This window comes from Sporosarcina sp. G11-34 (assembly GCF_026931025.1).
Map to the genome: position 1 here is coordinate 23,233 of NZ_JAHNZW010000016.1, position 19,751 is coordinate 42,983.

Genomic DNA, 19,751 nt, shown 5'->3' on the forward strand with positions numbered 1-19,751 from the left:
AAATACATTCTCCATTCTCGTTGTAATGGATAGTATAGCAATTTAAAGAGCGGAAAACGACATATCGTTTCTAAGTAATAGAATTAAGAAGGGATGTAGATTAGTTCAATAGAATCGTTTTTGAAATGCAATTTGTTCGAGTCATCCTCTTCGAAAATTAGTAGTCTAGATCCTTTCTATCTAGTAAATTCCATCAATCGGAAACAATAATATGGCACTTGAAAGTCAGAGGATTATCTGCAATTCATTCAACTGAGAATGATTTTCAGTTATCTATTGACACGACAATGCCGCATGCTATAATGAACATTGAGCCTAATTGATAATCATTTTCATTACTTAATTCTCAATTAGACTTAAATAAATGATATCGGGGATACACCCATGAAGAAACGTTACTTAATCATCGCACTCATCAGTCTTTCATTCCTATCGCTTTTTGTAGGGGTGAGCAATATTTCACCGATGGATCTGCTAGATTTTAAATCGCAAGAAACTGAACTTTTCTTAATCAGCCGAATCCCACGACTTGTCGCCATTCTCCTTGCAGGAGCAGGAATGAGTATTGCGGGTCTTATTATGCAACAGCTGAGCCGGAATAAATTCGTTTCCCCGACAACAGCAGGGACGCTCGATGCAACAAAGCTTGGGATTCTTGTCTCTATGCTTCTGTTCACGAACGCATCGATGATGGAAAAGATGATTGTTGCATTTGCATTTGCGCTTGCCGGCACGTTTTTGTTTATGCAAATACTTGATCGTATTAAGTTCAAAGACGCAATATTCATCCCACTTGTTGGCCTCATGTTCGGAAGTATTTTGTCTTCTGTAACGACATTTTTTGCTTACAGAGCTGACATCATCCAAAATATGTCGTCGTGGTTGCAGGGGGACTTTTCGATGATTATGAAGGGACGGTACGAACTTCTTTATATTAGTATCCCGGTACTTATCATCTCCTATCTATTCGCGAATAGATTCACGGTTGCGGGGTTGGGAGAAGACTTCTCGAAAAACTTAGGGCTTGCCTATAGAAGAATTGTCAATATCGGGCTTATCCTTGTTGCGCTAATTACAACAACCGTTGTGTTAACGGTTGGAATGATCCCATTTTTAGGGCTTATCATTCCGAATATTGTCTCTATCTTTAAGGGAGATCACTTAGAAAAAACATTGCCGCATACCGCTTTACTTGGAGCCGTTTTTCTGCTGATTTGCGACATATTAGGTAGGGTTCTAATCTATCCATACGAGATTTCAATTAGTTTAATGGTGGGCGTCATTGGTAGTGCAATCTTTCTTTATTTATTGTTTAGGAGCAAGGCCTATGCGTAACGGGACAAAAATATTAATACTTACTCTCTTTGCTGCTATGTTCTGTGGTCTATACCTTTTTCAAGGCTTGAATGGAAGTTATGACTACGCTTTACCGCGTCGTGGAATAAAAGTACTCGCTATGGTAATTACAGGTATCGCGATTGCCTATTCGACAGTCATCTTCCAAACGATTACGCACAACCGGATTCTTACACCGAGTATTATGGGGCTAGATTCACTTTATCTGCTGTTGCAGACAGTCGTCATATTCTTCCTCGGTTCAAGTCATGTAATGATTGTCAATAAACATGTGAATTTCATTCTATCCATTACTGCAATGATCGTGTTCGCTTTACTACTGTACCAATTCCTTTTCAAGTCAGGAAAACGACCGATTTATTTCCTGTTGCTTGTCGGGATTATCATTGGAACGTTTTTTGGAAGTATTTCAACATTTCTACAAGTACTTATTGATCCAAACGAATTTATGCTCGTTCAAGACAAGATGTTTGCAAGCTTTAACAACGTGAGTGGCGATCTTGTTTGGTGGGCACTTGGAATTGTCGGGTTCACGCTCGTGATCGGCTGGAGGTCGATGAATGATTTGGATGTTCTTTCTCTTGGCAGAGACACGGCAATCAACCTGGGCGTGTCTTACGATAAAGTCGTTAAGAAGACTTTAATCCTATCTTCTGTCTTAATTGCGGTATCGACCGCACTTGTTGGTCCGATTACGTTTTTCGGTCTCATAGTTGCCAATTTATCCTACCAGTTCTTCAAAACATATAAACACTCTGTCCTCATATTAGGGGCGTCTGTTATGAGTATCATCGCGCTTGTCGGAGGACAGTGGGTTGTGGAACGGATCTTTACGTTCTCAACAACACTTAGTGTCATTATCAACTTTGTTGGCGGTATTTACTTTATCTACTTACTATTAAAGGAGAGTCGATCCACATGATCCAAGTCCGTGAGATATCGAAGTTCTATGGTAAAAAAGCGGTCGTTGAAAAAGTGAATGTGAATATCCATCGTGGAAAGATTACATCTTTCATCGGGCCGAATGGCGCTGGTAAATCGACGCTACTTTCAATGGTTAGCCGTCTGCTTGATGCAGATACAGGTGAAGTCCTTGTCGACAATGATAATGTCAAGAAAATGAAGTCCAATGATTTTTCCAAACGGGTGTCGATTTTGAAACAGTCGAATCATATGAATGTTCGGCTCACGATACGTGAACTCGTTTCCTTCGGTCGTTATCCGCATTCAAAGGGAAGACTAGGGGCCGAAGACATACGTGTGATTGATCAGGCGATGGATTATATGGAACTGATGGATATGCAAGATGAATACCTTGAAGAACTGTCGGGTGGACAACGTCAGCGTGCGTTTATCGCAATGGTTATTGCACAAGACACTGATTATATTCTTCTGGATGAACCGCTTAATAACTTGGACATGAAGCATTCCGTTCAAATTATGAAAATACTTAGAAGACTTGTCGACGAACTTGGTAAAACTGTCGTCATTGTTCTTCATGACATTAACTTTGCTTCAGTATATTCAGATCGTATCGTCGCTTTAAAAAACGGTCGCGTTGTAAAAGACGGACCGACGAATGACATTATTAATTCGGATTCATTGAGGGAGATCTATGATATGGAAATTCCTATTAAGCAATTAAGTAATTGTCGTATATGTGTGTATTTCAACTCTTAAAAAAAAGGATGATTATGATGAAGAAAATTACAACGCTATTGATGATGTTTGCATTGATGCTCGTACTAGCTGCATGTGGAGCGAAAGAGGAAAAAGCTCCAGATACTTCAGCAGATGGTAATAAAGATGAACCAAAAGAAGTTGAAGTTGAAGAAGAAAATACAACAGTCGAGATTACTCACGAACTTGATAAAGAGCCTATCGTATTGGAGAAAAACCCAGGGAAAGTCGTTGTATTCGATTTCGGTATTCTGGACACACTTGATGAGCTTGGTGTTGAAGTAGCCGGTGTTCCACAAAAGAACGTTCCTTCTTATTTGTCTAAATATGAAGATGCTAAATATGAAAATGTCGGTGGCCTAAAAGAGCCAGATTTTGAAGCAATTCACGCAATGCAACCGGATGTTATCTTTATTTCTGGACGTCAGGCTGATATGTACGAGGAATTAAGTGAGATTGCACCAACTATCTATGTTGGTGTAGATACATCGAATTATATGGAATCATTCAAAGCGAATATGGAAATGGTTGCAGAACTCTTTAATAAAGAAGATGAAATGAAAGCAGAACTTGCTGATATCGAAACGAAAATTGCTGCAGTTAAAGAGAAAACAGATAGCTCTGATGAAAAAGCATTAATCATTCTTGGAAACGAAGGAAAAGTGAGCGCGTATGGACCAAGTTCACGTTTCGGAATTATCCATGATGTGTTTGGCTTTAAAGCGGCAGATGAAAAAATTGAAGTTTCTACGCACGGTCAAAACATTTCGTTTGAATATATACTTGAAACAAACCCTGATGTGCTCTTCGTTGTAGACCGCGATGCTGCAATCGGTGGAGATGCAAGTGCGAAAGATTCACTTGAAAATGATATTGTTAAGAAAACGAATGCATATCAAAATGATAAAATCCATTACTTAGACCCTAACTACTGGTACCTATCTGGTGGCGGACTCCTTTCTATTAAAGAAATGATCAAAGAAATAGAAGCAGCACTTTAATTAAAAAGAAGAATCGACCTTGTTAATTGGTCGATTCTTTTTTTGTCGGAAAGTAGTAATAATAATGTTGTCTTGGGGAAACACTTAGCATATACAATAGCACTAACTAAGAATTAGAAAGAAGATGTGTGAATGGATGGTAACGTATTATTTGCGCTTGCCCTTACGTTGTTTGCAGGTCTTGCAACAGGAGTAGGAAGTCTACTTGCATTTTTTACAAAGAGGACAAATACAAAGTTTTTATCAATAGCGCTAGGATTCTCGGCGGGTGTCATGATTTATGTTTCCCTTGTTGAGATATTTGTGAAGGCGAAGGATGCATTAGTCATTGAACTTGGTACTACAAATGGATACTGGATGACAATTGTAGGCTTTTTCAGCGGTATGCTTTTGATTGCGGTTATTGATCATTTCATTCCGGCTATTGGCAATCCACATGACGTGAAAAGTGTAGAAGATGTGGATAAAGGACCAACAAACGATGAATACGCAAAGCTGAAGAAAATGGGTATGTTCACGGCTTTAGCCATTGCGATTCATAATTTTCCTGAAGGAATTGCAACATTTACTTCTGCTTTACAAGATCCAACGCTTGGAATTGCTATCGCGATTGCCGTAGCGATTCACAATATCCCAGAAGGAATCGCCGTTGCCATTCCGATATACTATGCAACGGGAAATCGAAAGCAAGCGTTCAAGTTATCTTTTCTATCTGGTTTGGCTGAACCAGTTGGTGCAATCGTCGCGTATCTAATTCTTATGCCATATTTGAATGGCGTTATGTTTGGTATTACTTTTGCAGGTGTGGCAGGAATTATGGTTTTCATTTCACTCGATGAATTATTGCCGGCTGCCCAACAGTATGACGAAGCCCATTTATCAATTTACGGAATGATGGCTGGAATGGCTGTCATGGCGGTAAGTTTAGTACTCGTCACATAAAAAAGCGTTGTGCCGTATCGTCAAGTAGCGTATAGTTAGTTGTGTCTTTACACCAGACTATACAGTGAGGGGTAGAAGTAGATTGGATAAGAAAAAAAAGGGAATATCTCGCAATAAATTATTGGCACTTGCCGGAACGGGTTGGATGTTCGATGCAATGGATGTCGGTATTTTGTCCTTTGTAATTGCAGCTATTGCAATTGAATGGAATTTAACATCCGCTGAAATGGGATGGATCGGAAGCGTCAATTCGATTGGGATGGCCGTAGGTGCATTCGGGTTTGGCTTGTTAGCGGATCGAATCGGTCGAAAGAATGTGTTTATGATGACGCTCGTCTTATTTTCCGTGGCAAGTGGTTTATCGGCACTAACAATGACGTTAACGGCATTTCTTATTTTACGATTTTTTGTCGGTGCGGGGCTTGGCGGGGAATTGCCGGTTGCTTCAACACTTGTTTCCGAAAGTGTCGGGGCGAAAGAACGCGGACGAGTTGTTGTTTTACTGGAAAGCTTTTGGGCCGCGGGTTGGTTGCTCGCCGCACTAATCGCCTACTTTGTTATCCCGGCATTTGGATGGCGAATTGCACTTATCATTACAGCGCTTCCAGCATTTTATGCAATTTATCTTCGACGCAATTTACCCGATTCGCCAAAGTTTGAGGCGGAAGGCATGCCAAAACAATCGGCCGGAGAGAAGTTGAAAATGCTTTGGTCAAAAAAGTATGCGCGAAGAACACTTATGTTATGGATTGTTTGGTTTACAGTAGTATTTTCATATTATGGTATGTTCCTTTGGTTGCCGAGTGTCATGGTCATGAAAGGGTTTAGTATGATTAAAAGCTTTGGCTACGTGCTCATTATGACGCTTGCCCAGTTACCAGGATATTTCACTGCCGCTTGGCTAATTGAAAGGGCAGGTAGGAAGTTTGTTCTTGCTACGTATCTTCTCGGAACGGCTGCAAGTGCCCTTGTCTTTGGTAATGCAGAAACGCTTTCACTATTACTTGTATCAGGTGCCTTGTTGTCCTTTTTCAACTTGGGGGCTTGGGGTGCGCTTTATGCGTATTCTCCGGAACAATATCCGACATCGATCCGCGCGACTGGATCTGGTATGGCGGCTTCAATTGGGCGAGTTGGCGGTATTTTTGGGCCGCTTCTTGTCGGAACACTGCTTACAGCGGGATACGGTTTCGGATTGATATTTGGAATATTCTGTGTGGCAATTGTGATTGGTGTTATTGCCGTTTTAGTCTTAGGGACAGAAACAAAACAGTTGGAGTTAGAATGAAGTATCGACCCGCCTTTCAGAAGGACGGGTCTTTTTATTTGGAATGAATGAAACTTCTTATGATCCGGAATCGTACAGAGGGTAAGGAGCAGAGAGGATGGGGAATATGGCCATACGTGAATTTCGAGTGACACTTCCGCCAACAGAAGCGATGGATCTGATTAAGAAGTCAATCATTAAGGGTAGTGTGACGGGCAAGATTGTTGATAGTTATGCAAGGGAAATAGGTGATTATGAAGTTTTTGTCTTCATTTTAGAAAAGTTTTATATGCGTGCCAGTCGTGCATCACTTACAGTAACAATCGATAATTTTGAAGATGTAACAAAAGTGCATGCGGTTGCATCAGGAGGTTCGGAAGGCATCTTGCCAATTGACTGGGGAGCGGGCAAAAGTTTTGTTCGAATTGTGGAAAATACCTTAAGGCCATATTTGATTGTGGAGGAATAGACAATGTCGTTCCAACTCCTTATATATAAGGAGATTTGGGAAAGTACTAAGTAAATTCATTCAAAAGACGTTTCCTTTGGTGAGTGGACTTTTATTGTTAGAATGAGAACAAATGAAAGGGGTGCACGGATGTTTCGTATACCGGAATCGATTGCGAAGCTTGGCATGGAACGGATTGAAGGTTCTCCCGTGGAAGGATTTCTTTACGGAGGTGGACCAAAAAAACCTGAACTAATGCTTATCGGAGAGGCGCCTGGTGAATTTGAACTTGTCGATGGCATCCCGTTTATCGGTAGGGCTGGGACAGAGTTAATGAAATCTTTGGCAACGATTGGTTTGACTCGTGAAGATGTTTATATTACGAGTGCTGTTCGAAGTAGACCGTATCGGTGGGGTACAAAAAATAATCGGGACGGGACAACGACGGAACGAAAATACAACCGCCCCCCTACTCAGAAAGAGATTTTGGCGCATGCCCCTATACTCGATTACGAACTTGCGAATGTTGAACCGAGATTAATTGTTACACTTGGTAATGTTGGGTTGCAGCGCTTGCTAGGGAAAGAAGCAAAAGTGACAAAACTCCATGGGCAATTATTGAAAAGACAAGTTCAATATTTAGAAGAACTTGAAGAAACAACATTTAAGTGGACGCATGAAACTTATACAATCGTTCCCACATTCCATCCCGCATCGATCTTTTACCGACCATCACATCGTCCGTCACTGGATGCGGATTGGTTAGAGATTGGCCGTATTTTGCGGGAGGTATTGTAGGTAATAGGTAACGATTCGCCGATAATTGACCCAAACGCACCGATATCCAAATGAAAAGGTGAAATATATGGAAAATGAAAAGAAAACGAACGGATCTACGAAAAGCTTCTTTGTATTATTGAAAAAGTTAAAATGGCCGATTGGCGTTACTGTTTTTGCGCTTATTCTTTCACTTGCAGAGACGGCTGCTGGACTTATTGTTCCACTCATTACGAAAGACCTTGTTGACACGTTAGAAAATGCATTATTCAATTGGAAAACGGCGGCGCTATTATTTGTCATTTTCATCGTCCAGGCAATTACGGGCGGAGTGTCACATTACTTATTGACGTATATTGGAGAAACGATTGTCGCCGATTTACGTGGGAAGCTGTGGAACAAGGTCCTTAGGCTACCAGTTCCATATTACGATGCGAATGAAACCGGTGAGACGATGAGCCGGATTACGCAAGACACGACGACGCTTAAAGACCTCGTTACAAATCATCTCGTTACCTTTGTATCTGGGCTTATTTCCATCATCGGATCTATTGTCATCCTGTTTTTCATCGACTGGAAAATGACGCTTATTATGCTTGTGAGTGTTCCGGTAAGTGCAGCAATTATTATCCCGCTCGGTCGAATTATGCACAAAGTAGCGAAGGCGACACAGGCAGAAATGGCGAAGTTTTCGGGTCATCTTGGCCGTGTACTTGGTGATATTCGTCTTGTAAAGGCGTACGGCGCCGAGCCGGTTGAAGAGGAACAAGGTAAAAAGGCGATCCGTTCGCTATTTAGCTTTGGCTTAAAGGAAGCGAAAATCCAAGCGGTTATTTCGCCCGTTATGACATTGATTATGATGAGTATTCTCGTTGTAATACTCGGTTATGGAGGTTCGCAAGTTTCGCGAGGTGCGTTGTCGGCGGGTGCACTTGTCGCGATTATCTTTTATATGTTCCAAATTATTGTTCCATTTGCTCAAATGGCAAGCTTCTTTACTTCTTTCCAAAAAGCGGTTGGTGCTACAGAACGAATTCAATATATTCTTGGGATGGATAGCGAACCTTCAAAAGGGCAAGAGACAGTTCCAGAAGGGAAAATCCAGTTTAAGGAAATCTGTTTTTCTTATGAATCTGGTAAAGAAGTTCTTCGTGGGATTACATTTGAAGCGCGTCCCGGAACAGTTACAGCATTCGTCGGTCCGAGTGGCGGAGGGAAAACGACAGTGTTTTCTTTACTGGAAAGATTTTATCATCCAACGAGTGGGGAAATCTCAATAGGGAGTACGCCGATTGATGCGATTGGACTTTCCGATTGGCGTGCAAAAATTGGTTATGTTTCTCAGGAAAGTCCATTGTTAAGCGGTACGATTCTTGATAATATCGCATATGGATTAGAAGTTAGACCGTCGTTGGATGAAGTAAGAAGAGCTGCGGAGGCGGCGAATGCGCTTAGTTTTATTGAGGAGATGTCAGATCAGTTTGAAACACTTGTCGGAGAACGTGGTATGAAATTATCAGGTGGTCAACGTCAACGAATCGCGATTGCAAGGGCACTTCTTTATGATCCGAAAATTCTACTACTCGACGAAGCGACATCGAATTTGGATAGCGGTTCAGAGACACATGTTCAAGAAGCTCTCGTGCGACTAATGGAAGGACGTACGACACTTATTATTGCGCATCGTTTAGCAACTGTTATTCATGCAGATCAAATTATCATGCTCGAATCCGGCCGAATTACTGGGATTGGCAAACACGGCGAGCTATTTGAAATACATGAATTGTATCGGGAGTTTGCGCAAGGGCAAGGGTTATCTTAGTAGTGAGAAATACAAAGGACAATAGAAAAAATGGATTCCTACGCGAGTGCGCGGGAGTCCATTTTTAACATCGTTTCAGCAAATCGATTTAGTGAATTCCCGAATTTCTGTCTGCAGTTTCCCCATATACATCCCATCCAATTCTTTAACTTTTCTCGAATATACTGTATGATTTCATCAAAATGAAGGGAAGAATGAAATTGAAATGGAGGTTTATCGATATGTATCAACCTGTAGATCAATCATTTTTTAATGCGCCTGTTCTTGAGCTCGCCAAAAACTTGCTTGGCCAATATATTGTTCATGAACAGCCTAAGGGACTTTTGGTCGCTCGTATTGTTGAAACCGAAGCCTATCAAGGCCCAGGTGACCGCGCAGCGCATAGTTTTGGCAACCGCAGAACGAAGCGAACCGATGTCATGTTTGGAGAACCTGGACTTGTTTACACATACCAAATGCATACGCACACACTTATGAATGTTGTGGGTGGACCTATTGGGACTCCCCATGTGGTTTTGATTCGCGCGGCCGAACCTGTAGAAGGTTTGGAACAAATGAAAGAAAATAGGGGAAGCCATTTGAAGATGAAGGATTGGACGAATGGCCCTGGGAAATTAACGAAAGCGCTTGATATTACGATGAAGTATTACGGTCATCACTGGTGGGAAAAACCGCTCTTTATTGCAAAAGGCCCTAAAGTTATCGATTATGAAGCGGGTCCACGTGTCGGAATTGGAAATTCAGGAGAAGCGGTGGATTACCCGTGGCGTTTTTTTAAGAAAGACAATGAATTCGTTTCAAAGTATCGTTAAGGTCGGGAAACCGACCTTTTTTATTGCCTTTATAAATTGAAATAAAGTACTAGACTAAAATCGCTTGGCATTTAAAATAGGAACTTTTATTTCAACTTGTATAGATTACCAACTGGGGCTACCGCTTTTTATTTTGTTGTTGATAAGTTTCACGGGTCATGGTAGATTAAGTGAGGATAACGAATCACAGTCCAATTTGTCTGATTATTTTGTAGATTAACCGCCGTTTTTGACGGCGACAAAAATTTGGAGGTCACAATGAAAAAAGTATTAAAAATGGCAAGCGCTTTCATAGGTATTATTGTTGGTGCAGGATTTGCCTCAGGACAGGAAATATTGCAGTACTTCACGAGTCACGGACACTTAGGAACGGCGGCGGCTATCGTTGCAACAGCGCTATTTGCATATCTCGGCATGACGCTTACTCGACTTGGAAGTCGTATGCGAACAACTTCGCATAAAGATGTTATTTATAAAATCAGTGGAAGATATCTTGGTGTCATAGTCGATTACATAATTATTTTCACGCTATTTGGTGTAGGGGTCGTTATGATTGCTGGTGCGGGATCGATTGTTGACCAGCAGTTTGGATTAGCTCCGATTATCGGAAGTACGATTATGCTTGTTCTCGTTCTAATAACAGTTATGTTGAACGTACAAAAAGTTATTGCGGTTATCGGAAGTATCACACCGTTCCTCATTATCACTGTTATTCTTGTTGCGGTTTATTCTTTGGTAACGATGGATACAACATTTACGGTACTAGATCCAGTTGCGAAAGAATCACCTTCTGTCTTACCGAACTGGTTCTTCTCAGCGGTGAATTATGTTTCATTTAACATCGCGGTCGGTGCAGCAATGGCACTCGTTATGGGTGGCGATGAAAAAGATGAGAAAGTTGCGGCTCTTGGTGGACTCATTGGTGGTCTTGGTTTAGGAGTGTTGATCCTGCTTAGCCACTTGGCAATCTTTTCGAAAATCGACGTAGTTGCAAGTTTCGATATGCCGATGCTTAAACTTGTTAACGATATTTCGCCTGTACTGGCAGTTCTTTTCTCATTTGTTTTGTTTGGAATGATTTTCAACACGGCAGTCAGTATGTTTTACGCATTCGCGGCTCGCTTTATGGAACTTAACACAAAGAGTTTCAATATCTTTGTTATCGTTTCGGGTATTGTTGCATTCTGCTTGAGCTTTGTAGGCTTTACAAAACTTGTTGCTTTTTTCTATCCACTAATCGGAAACCTTGGTTTGTTCCTAGTTGTCGCATTAATTGTCGCGTCATTTAGACTACCTAAGAAAAAACTAGGTTAAAATAAGTTTTTTATTCTACCTTTTAAAATTGGTCGAATTATTGTCGAAACCTAGGGAGAAAACTCATTTACTATACCTTGAAGTTGAAATGAACCTATGAAAAGTGGTTTAATGGTAATAGTAAAAGAGGAAGGGTGAATCGCTTGCTTCATTATAAAAAATATGAAATAAGTCCAACTTCCCCGTGGGTAACGTTTGTCCATGGTGCCGGTGGGAGCTCTTCAACTTGGTTTAAACAAATTCGTGAATTTAGGAAAGAACATAATATATTGTTAGTCGATTTACGTGGTCATGGAAAGTCTGCCCGAGGACTTTGGGAAAAAGATGATACATTTTCGGATGTAGCAAGTGAAGTCGTCGACGTACTGGACAAGCTTAGTATCGCAGAGACACATGTAATTGGAATGTCGCTTGGTACAATTGTTGCCCAGACGATGGCAGATAACTATCCTGAACGCGTAAAATCTCTTATTCTTGGTGGGGCAATTATCCGATTTGATATTCGAACAAAGTTTTTAATGTTAGTTGCACGTACAACAAAAAAGTTTGTGCCTTATATGTTGCTCTATAAAATATTTGCATATATTCTTATGCCCCGTAAAGCGCATGAGGAATCGAGACTCGCATTTGTCAACCAAGCTAAGCTAATGAGTCAAAAAGAATTCATTAAATGGTTTTCTCTAACGAAACTGATCAATCCATATTTAACGCGACTTCAAATTTCGACAACAGCTATTCCGACGCTATTTTTAATGGGGGAAGAGGATTACTTATTCACCCCACCAATTCGAGAAGTTGTTCGTCGCAATAAGGAATTTGAATTTATAACGATAAAGAACTCCGGCCACGTTTGTAATATTGACCAACCGGAGAAGTTCAACCAATTATCGATTGAGTATATAGCGAAAATCGAAAAGAAAAGAGCCGTCCTCCAAGTGGAGTGACGGCTTTTGTTGTTTTTACTTAAGCTTCGACAAGTTCAAGTTCTTCAGCAGGACCAAAGAATTCGAAGTTAATATTTTCTTCTGCGATGCCCATTGCGTATAGATTTTTAATCACAGCGCGCATGAAAGGCGTTGGTCCACAGACGTAGATATCGCTACCTTCGATGACGTTTTTAGCAAGGAATTCACGGTTGATGAAACCATCGCCTTCGTCAGAATAAAGAACTTCATAAGTTGAATTAGGCATCGATTCATTTAAAGTGCGTAACCTTGCATCGAATGCTTGGTGTTGCCGCGTACGAGCCGAATGTAGAAACGCTACTGGGCGTTCTGGTGTTGTTTTCGCGATTGTTTCATACATGCTCATCATTGGCGTAATACCGACGCCGCCACTAATAAGTGTTACGGGTTTCGTGCTTTCTACATCAAGGTGGAAATCACCTGCTGGAATACTTACTTCGACTGTGTCACCTACATGCATTTCGCGGTGAAGGTTAACGGACATTTTACCATATGGTTGGAACTCGTCTTCACGTTTAACAGAAATGCGGTATACATCTTCAGTTGGTGCTTGTGACAAACTGTATTGACGATTGACGATATATTCTTCACCGGCAATTGCAGTGCGTACTGTAATGTATTGACCTGGTTTGTATGAAGGCAATGGTTGGCCGTCGACAGGTTTTAAATAAAACGACGTTATAACATCGCTTTCAACTACTTTGTCGGCAATTGTAAATTCTTTGAATGTCTTCCATCCACCGTCTGTTTGAACTGCTTTGTCGTACATCTCTTTTTCGATACCGATAAAGACGCTTGCGATCACTTCGTAAGCTTCTCCCCATGCACCGATGATTTCTGGAGTTGCCGCTTCGCCTAATACTTCTTTAATAGCCCCTAATAAATGATAACCGACAATTGGGTAATGCTCGGGCATAATATTGAGTGATTTGTGTTTATGTGCAACTTGTACGACGGCTGGTAATACTGCCGCAAGATTATCGATGTTGGCAGCAGCAGCGTAAACCATACTTGCTAATGCATTTTGTTGACGACCTTGTGATTGGTTTGCGTGGTTGAAGATATTAAGAAGTTCAGGGTTAGCCTCGAACATATTTTTATAAAATACAGTTGTGATCGTCTTTCCATGTTCCTCCAAAACTGGTACAGTTGATTTGATAATGTTAATAGTTTCTTGTGATAGCATGTATAGCACGACCTTTCTTATTTGTTAACTTAAGCATAAACGATAAATCAATTTAAAGCTATATATATAATACATGTTTAGGAAGTGTTAGAAAATTAGCCACATTTCTTTCACCCGACCGCCACAAACGTTATAATAGTATGAGAAAGAGCGGTGAAATTATGCGTTTAACGATGTACACGGATTTTTCCTTGCGTGTTCTTTTGTATCTTGGAATTAAAGGAAATGCCGAGTTATCAACTGTTCAGGAGATTTCGGATGCGTATGGCATTTCAAAAAATCATCTGACAAAGGTAACGCACGAACTTGGGAAGATGGGGTTAATCGAAACAGTTCGTGGACGCGGTGGTGGAATTCGACTAGACATGGAACCAAAAGATATAAATATAGGGGAAACGATTCGGAAGACAGAAGATGATTTTCACCTTGTAGAATGTTTTAATTGTGAGATTAATCGTTGCGTTATTACACCGGTATGTAGATTGAAAGGTGTATTGCACGAAGCGATGGATGCCTATTTTAAAGTTTTGGATAGCTATACATTAGCGGATTTTGTTGAGAACAACGAAGGTCTTGCCACCATTTTATTGGGTAAGACTTTATGATATTATGGACTATGAATATAAGAAAAGCAGGGGGAATAATTCATGGGTAAAGTACTCGTTTTTGGACATAAGAATCCCGATACTGATACGATTGCTTCGGCAATTAGTTATGCGTATCTTAAAAATCAATTAGGAATGGATGCTGAAGCGGTTCGGTTAGGAACGGTAGCGAGTGAAACAGCGTATGCGTTGGAGTATTTCGGGTTTGAAGCACCGCGTTTAATTGAGAAGGCTGCACCTGAAGTAGGACAAGTGATTTTAGTCGACCACAATGAGAAACAACAAAGTGTCGACGATTTGGATGATGTACAAGTAATTGAAGTGATTGACCACCATAGAATCGCAAATTTTGAAACGAGCGATCCACTTTATTACAGAGCAGAACCAGTTGGTTGTACGGCGACCATTTTAAATAAATTGTATAAAGAGCATGGTGTCGAAATTCCAAAAAATATTGCAGGTCTTATGCTTTCTGCGATTATTTCAGATTCACTTCTATTCAAATCTCCGACATTTACAGAAGAGGACCGTGTAGCGGCTGAAGAAATGGCTGTCATTTCAGGCGTCGATCCGCTAGTATACGGACTTGATATGTTGAAAGCCGGCGCTGATTTAAGCGGTAAAACACTTGAGGATTTAATTTCACTTGATGCGAAAGAATTTACGATAGATGACTTGAAAATTGAAATTGCACAAGTGAATGCGGTTGACGTGAATGATGTTATGGATCGCCAAGTTGAACTGGAACGCCTCATCGAAGATGTGATTGCGGAAAAAGAACTTGGATTGTTCTTGTTTGTTGTCACCGACATTTTAAACAATGATTCGACGGTTCTTGCACTTGGAAAAGAAGCTGAACGTGCAAGCTCTGCATTCAGCGTCACATTATTAAATAATGTTGGAATGCTTAAAGGAATTGTTTCAAGGAAGAAACAAATCGTACCTGTGCTAACAGAAGCGTTGAAATAAGCATTATAAAAAAGAAAGAGACGATGCGTTCATAATTGAACGCATCGTCTCTTTTAGGTTTAATATAGATCTACAAATATATATGTTGAATTAAAGATTCTACCTTGAAAAAGTCCAATAATGATCGCTTTATCGAGCCGTTGATTTCCGTTGCGAGCGTACGCTTTCCACTACAATCAACTAAGTGTTACACCCTTTAGTTCAACCTATATATATGCTTTGAAATAAAGAATCTTCCCCTTGGTGCTCTGGCTAACCAGGAAGACGCCTTTGCTGGAGATTACGTTAAAATCATAAGTTCGACATACACAGATCAATCAAATAAATGCCTTAAATAGCGTTCGGGTTTATCTAGGAAATCCTTTGTTAAGCGAACATGTTCCATTTCATCAAATGAAACTGACGTGAGTTCACCGTCTTGGATCTCATATAAATCCGCATTTGGGTATGCCATAAGAATAGGTGAATGAGTCGATATGAGAAAGCGTGCACCTTGTTTCGCCATGTCATGGAGCATAGCAAGCAATGTGAGCTGTCTATTTGGCGATAGAGGGGCTTCCGGCTCGTCTAATATATAGAAGCCATTTGGTTGAAACCTAGCTTTAAACAAGTCAAGAAAGCTTTCTCCGTGCGAGCGCTTGTCGAGACCTTCTCCGTATAAGTGTCTTAGTTCATAGTACGTTCTTTCGTAGGGTAATACTTCACGACTGTTTGGATTGCGTTTCTTAATTTCTTCCATAGTTATTTTTGCTTCTTCGCGCATATTCGCGAGGCTTCGGGTGTATGTAATGAAATCAGATGCTCTGAAAAAGAAGCCGTTACCGGTTTTAATGGACCAAATCAGTTTAAGTTCATCGGCAAGTTCAAATGCAGATGAAAAAGACTGATCCATATACATATGCTCTCCGCTAATTAAAGTACTTTCAGCCGCAGCGGCAATTCCTTCAAGAAGCGTTGTTTTTCCGCTACCATTATCGCCTGCAATAATTGTTATGGGTGCATTTAGTGTAAGTGATTGGAAATTTTGAATGAGGTCTGGATTGAACGGATACCGATTTTCTTCGGTCCATCGCACTCGCCGTATTTCTTGTAAAGTCATAGGGAACTCCTTTTCTACAGTATACTAGAAAAAAGGAATCATGGTAATCAATCGGGTAGTTTTATCAGAGTAAGCATAAACATTGTTGCCTTGTTTGTCTGGATTTAGTATAGAGTTTAGAGAGGTGGGAAACTAATGAAAATTGAAATATGGTCAGATTATGTTTGCCCGTTTTGTTATATTGGAAAACGCAGGTTAGAAGAGGCTTTGGAGGAAACGGGACTTGGGGATAAGGTGGAAATTATTTATAAGGCCTATGAATTGGATCCGAATTCACCGAAAGTATCCAATCAATCAATGCAAGAAGTTCTGGCGACAAAATATAATATGAGTCTGGACGAAGCGAAAAACATGACGAATAATGTCGTCGAGCAAGCGAAAACAGTTGGACTCAACTACAACTACGAGAATATGAAGCCAGCGAACACATTCGATGCACATCGTCTTGCAAAACTTGCCGAAAAAGAAAACTTAGGAGAAGAAGTGACCGAAAGCCTGTTGCATTCTTACTTCATTGAAGGTGAGGCGATTGGAACAGAAGAAGTTCTTACGCGTATTGCAAAAACAGCGGGACTTTCAGATGAGCGTGCAAAAGCGATGCTCACTTCAGATGAATTTGCAGCAGATGTGAAAGCGGATATTGCGGAAGCGAGAGAAGTAGGCGTACAAGGTGTTCCATTTTTCGTTATTAACCGCAAGTATGCTATCTCGGGTGCCCAACCAGCGGAAACGTTCGCGGATGCACTTCGAAAAGTTGTGGAAGAAGAAGGAACTTAAAAATATAGATAATAAACGGGGCATAGGATCATAATGATCCTATGCCCCGTTTATATTTTTTCATGATTTAACCTTAAGCAGGGTTTGCTTGGACTTCTAATGCAATTGTGATTTCATCGCCTACAAGAACGCCGCCCGTTTCGAGTGCGGGATTCCAAGTAAGACCGAACTCTTTTCGGGATATTTTCGTTTTCGCTTCAAATGCAACAACTTCTACACCTTGTGGAAGTGTATTTTTACCTTCAAATGTTGTTTTAAATGTAACTTTTTTAGTGACATCTCTAACGGTCATGTCGCCTGTCAGGTTATATTCGCCATCATCTGTTTTTACAATATCCGTTGAAACAAATGTAATTTCTGGATACGTTTCAACCTCGAAAAAATCAGCAGAACGAAGATGATTGTCGCGATCGTTGTTATTTGTATGAATTGTTGATGCGTCAATTTTGAAGTTAATGTTAGCGTTTTCTAACTCTTCAGGATTCCCTACAATAGTTCCTTCTACACCGGTGAAACGACCTCTAACTTTTGAAATCATCATATGTTTTACCGCAAATCCAACATTCGTATGTGAAGCATCAATATTCCAAGTTGTCATAGTAAAAATTCCTCCTAAGTTTTTAATGGTTCTTCAATCTAAATTAAACTATAAAGTAAAATTATCTCGAAGACAAGGTATAAAGTTTGTGGGTTTTAAAAGTAACTAGGTAGTTAGAATAGTTGGGAATCATTTTTTTTTTATAAAACCTTGTCAAAAGCGCAGATTCCAAGCATACTTATAATGGTGAAAAGGTTATTTATCGAAAGGACTGATGTTGATGTCGAAGCATCAATGGTTTACTGAACTTCAAAAGGAAATTAAAAAAGGTATATTAAAAATAGATGAACCGCTCTGTAAATATACGATGACAAAGCTTGGAGGATCTGCGGATTTACTCGTTATTCCGGCAACAATAGAAGAAACGAAAATGGCCGTACGTTATGCATATGAGAATGAAATTCCGCTGCTTCTACTGGGGAATGGATCGAATATGGTCGTCAGAGATGGCGGCGTCCGGGGAATCGTCTTGCATTTGTGCAAGTTAAATGAAATAAGAGTAGACGGTACTTCCGTTCATGCCCAAAGTGGCGCACTTATAATCGATGTTTCGAAACGGGCGGCGTCCGAAATTCTAACGGGTTTGGAATTTGCTTGTGGGATTCCTGGTTCTGTAGGTGGTGCGATGGCTATGAATGCGGGGGCGTACGGAGGGGAAATACAAGATATTATTGTTCAAACGACAGTTCTTACAAAGTCGGGTGAGCTTCTTGTTCTTTCCAAAGATGAATTGGAACTAGGGTATAGGAAAAGCATTATTACAAAAGAAGGCTATTATGTTTTATCGGCAGATTTTAAACTTGTAAAAGGCGATCAAGAAGCGATTGATGCGAAAGTGGCGGATCTTACGTTTCAACGTGAATCCAAGCAACCACTTGAATATCCATCAGCGGGAAGTGTCTTTAAACGACCACCGGGCTATTTTGCGGGGAAGCTAATTCAAGATTGTGGCCTGCAAGGTAAAGGATTTGGTGGTGCTGAAGTATCAACGAAGCACGCCGGTTTCATTGTGAATAAGAATGAGGGGACTGCCTCTGATTATATTCGCACGATAGAAATGGTGAAGGCGGAAGTGAAAAGGAAGTTTGATGTGGACCTCGAACTGGAAGTGAAAATTGTTGGTGAGGAAAGAATAAATTAAATCTAGCCTTTTTCCGACTGGAATAGCAAAAAAAGGTGAGTGGCTCGTTTTACCGAGCCACTCACCTTTTTTGTTATTTAAACTTGCAAACAATTGTTGAAGGATCTGCTACTTCGTCTTCGGTAATATGCACTTGGCACATTTTGTGGTTGTTCATAAACTTGAAAATACCATTGTTGAAGTCCGTCCCGATTTCTTTGAAGAAAATGCCTTCGTATTGGGCTTCTTTTGATAATGTGAATTTAATGCGGAAACCGTCGCCGTCTTTAACTAAATAGGCACGTACGCCTTTTTCAAAAATACCTTCAATATCATCTTTAATTGCGCGGTCGACAGACACAACGTGGAAATCGACGAATGTAATTTCACGGAGTAATACGTTCATGAAAGAACCTTTCGTAATTTCTTCCCACCTGCTTTGCGCAGTTTGACCAATAATAATTTGGGTAATGTTATTTTTGTGCGCAACTTCCGCAATGACTTTTGCCGAAGGACGTTTTTCATTGTCTCGGATAAAGAAGTCTTCAACTTCAAGTTCTTCAGCAAGTTCTTTCCACCGTTCGACGTATTCGGTTTTTTGTGCGTCGAATTGATCATATGGAAGCGGATCGACGGTTAATATATACATTGGACAGTCCATGATTGTTGCCATCTTATGTCCACGTCTAATGAGACGTTCACCATTTGGACCATAGTAGACACAAACGAGAATACTCTCGTCCATACGACCTTTTACTTTGCCCATGCCGGTTCTTCACCTCTTGATTAATAGTAGTATATTGTAACTTTTTTGTCTGTTTGAAAACTAATTTATTATATATGAATAACCTTAGTGTGACAAGTTGAAAGTATATAAGAAGGCTATATAATATGCGCATAAGTTGCTTTTAGTGTATAATTTTTACTGTAATACCACGAAAGGACTCCTTGCATAATCACATTCGATAATTCATTTTGTAAAATACGTTCTTTATAACAACTTATTATCGCCC

The 19,751-nt window shown here is 40.4% G+C and carries 20 protein-coding genes; 16 read left to right on the forward strand and 4 right to left on the reverse strand.

Annotated elements, in window-relative coordinates:
- The first annotated feature begins 384 nt into the window (after nt 1–384).
- The 12 genes from KSU66_RS18005 (at nt 385) to KSU66_RS18060 (ending at nt 12,363) form a co-directional block, all read left to right on the forward strand.
- Entirely contained in the window at nt 385–1,335 is a 951-nt protein-coding gene (locus KSU66_RS18005; RefSeq protein WP_269052851.1) for an ABC transporter permease, read from the forward strand.
- Nucleotides 1,328–2,278 (forward strand): iron chelate uptake ABC transporter family permease subunit, encoded by a 951-nt coding sequence (locus tag KSU66_RS18010; protein ID WP_269052852.1) that lies wholly within the window; start codon nt 1,328–1,330, stop codon nt 2,276–2,278. Before KSU66_RS18005 ends, KSU66_RS18010 begins: the two co-directional genes overlap by 8 nt.
- A complete protein-coding gene (locus KSU66_RS18015) occupies nt 2,275–3,036 on the forward strand; it encodes an iron ABC transporter ATP-binding protein (RefSeq protein ID WP_269052853.1) in 762 nt (253 codons plus the stop codon). Before KSU66_RS18010 ends, KSU66_RS18015 begins: the two co-directional genes overlap by 4 nt.
- A gap of 17 nt (nt 3,037–3,053) precedes the next feature.
- Nucleotides 3,054–4,037 (forward strand): siderophore ABC transporter substrate-binding protein, encoded by a 984-nt coding sequence (locus tag KSU66_RS18020; RefSeq protein ID WP_269052854.1) that lies wholly within the window; start codon nt 3,054–3,056, stop codon nt 4,035–4,037.
- 132 nt (nt 4,038–4,169) lie between these two features.
- Complete coding sequence (gene zupT, locus KSU66_RS18025; RefSeq protein ID WP_269052855.1) at nt 4,170–4,979, forward strand: zinc transporter ZupT; 810 nt, start codon at nt 4,170–4,172, stop codon at nt 4,977–4,979.
- A 145-nt stretch (nt 4,980–5,124) separates the two neighbouring features.
- Nucleotides 5,125–6,267 carry an MFS transporter gene (locus KSU66_RS18030; RefSeq protein ID WP_269052920.1) on the forward strand — a complete coding sequence of 381 codons (1,143 nt, stop codon included), beginning with the start codon at nt 5,125–5,127 and terminating at the stop codon, nt 6,265–6,267.
- A gap of 97 nt (nt 6,268–6,364) precedes the next feature.
- Nucleotides 6,365–6,715, forward strand: a complete 351-nt coding sequence (locus KSU66_RS18035; RefSeq protein WP_269052856.1) for a DUF6054 family protein — start codon at nt 6,365–6,367, stop codon at nt 6,713–6,715.
- 129 nt (nt 6,716–6,844) lie between these two features.
- Nucleotides 6,845–7,492: a uracil-DNA glycosylase gene (locus KSU66_RS18040; RefSeq protein WP_269052857.1), complete on the forward strand. Its 648-nt coding sequence runs from the start codon at nt 6,845–6,847 to the stop codon at nt 7,490–7,492.
- Between the two features lie 67 nt (nt 7,493–7,559).
- Complete coding sequence (locus tag KSU66_RS18045) at nt 7,560–9,293, forward strand: ABC transporter ATP-binding protein (protein ID WP_269052921.1); 1,734 nt, start codon at nt 7,560–7,562, stop codon at nt 9,291–9,293.
- A gap of 221 nt (nt 9,294–9,514) precedes the next feature.
- Nucleotides 9,515–10,105, forward strand: coding sequence for a DNA-3-methyladenine glycosylase (locus tag KSU66_RS18050; protein ID WP_269052858.1), 591 nt, complete (start codon nt 9,515–9,517; stop codon nt 10,103–10,105).
- 258 nt (nt 10,106–10,363) lie between these two features.
- The gene (locus KSU66_RS18055; protein WP_269052859.1) at nt 10,364–11,419 is read left to right on the forward strand and encodes a YkvI family membrane protein; all 1,056 of its coding nucleotides are present in this window, start codon (nt 10,364–10,366) and stop codon (nt 11,417–11,419) included.
- A gap of 143 nt (nt 11,420–11,562) precedes the next feature.
- The gene (locus tag KSU66_RS18060; protein ID WP_269052860.1) at nt 11,563–12,363 is read left to right on the forward strand and encodes an alpha/beta fold hydrolase; all 801 of its coding nucleotides are present in this window, start codon (nt 11,563–11,565) and stop codon (nt 12,361–12,363) included.
- Between the two features lie 19 nt (nt 12,364–12,382).
- Here the strand turns inward: KSU66_RS18060 and hmpA are convergent, their stop codons facing one another.
- Nucleotides 12,383–13,570, reverse strand: coding sequence for an NO-inducible flavohemoprotein (gene hmpA, locus KSU66_RS18065; protein ID WP_269052861.1), 1,188 nt, complete (start codon nt 13,568–13,570; stop codon nt 12,383–12,385).
- Nucleotides 13,571–13,731: 161 nt separating this feature from the next.
- Here hmpA and KSU66_RS18070 point away from each other — a divergent pair, with 161 nt between their 5' ends.
- The gene (locus KSU66_RS18070; RefSeq protein WP_269052922.1) at nt 13,732–14,175 is read left to right on the forward strand and encodes an Rrf2 family transcriptional regulator; all 444 of its coding nucleotides are present in this window, start codon (nt 13,732–13,734) and stop codon (nt 14,173–14,175) included.
- A gap of 42 nt (nt 14,176–14,217) precedes the next feature.
- The gene (locus tag KSU66_RS18075; RefSeq protein WP_269052862.1) at nt 14,218–15,144 is read left to right on the forward strand and encodes a manganese-dependent inorganic pyrophosphatase; all 927 of its coding nucleotides are present in this window, start codon (nt 14,218–14,220) and stop codon (nt 15,142–15,144) included.
- A 313-nt stretch (nt 15,145–15,457) separates the two neighbouring features.
- On the opposite strand, the gene KSU66_RS18080 is transcribed toward KSU66_RS18075, so the two are convergent.
- Entirely contained in the window at nt 15,458–16,243 is a 786-nt protein-coding gene (locus tag KSU66_RS18080) for an AAA family ATPase (protein WP_269052863.1), read from the reverse strand.
- A 135-nt stretch (nt 16,244–16,378) separates the two neighbouring features.
- Between KSU66_RS18080 and KSU66_RS18085 the strand changes: the two genes are divergently transcribed.
- The gene (locus tag KSU66_RS18085) at nt 16,379–17,020 is read left to right on the forward strand and encodes a DsbA family oxidoreductase (protein WP_269052864.1); all 642 of its coding nucleotides are present in this window, start codon (nt 16,379–16,381) and stop codon (nt 17,018–17,020) included.
- Nucleotides 17,021–17,093: 73 nt separating this feature from the next.
- On the opposite strand, the gene KSU66_RS18090 is transcribed toward KSU66_RS18085, so the two are convergent.
- The gene (locus KSU66_RS18090; protein WP_269052865.1) at nt 17,094–17,618 is read right to left on the reverse strand and encodes a YceI family protein; all 525 of its coding nucleotides are present in this window, start codon (nt 17,616–17,618) and stop codon (nt 17,094–17,096) included.
- A 220-nt stretch (nt 17,619–17,838) separates the two neighbouring features.
- On the opposite strand from KSU66_RS18090, the gene murB reads away from it, so the two are divergent.
- Entirely contained in the window at nt 17,839–18,759 is a 921-nt protein-coding gene (gene murB / locus KSU66_RS18095) for a UDP-N-acetylmuramate dehydrogenase (RefSeq protein ID WP_269052866.1), read from the forward strand.
- A 73-nt stretch (nt 18,760–18,832) separates the two neighbouring features.
- Here the strand turns inward: murB and KSU66_RS18100 are convergent, their stop codons facing one another.
- Nucleotides 18,833–19,504, reverse strand: coding sequence for a histidine kinase (locus KSU66_RS18100; RefSeq protein WP_269052867.1), 672 nt, complete (start codon nt 19,502–19,504; stop codon nt 18,833–18,835).
- Nucleotides 19,505–19,751 lie beyond the last annotated feature (247 nt).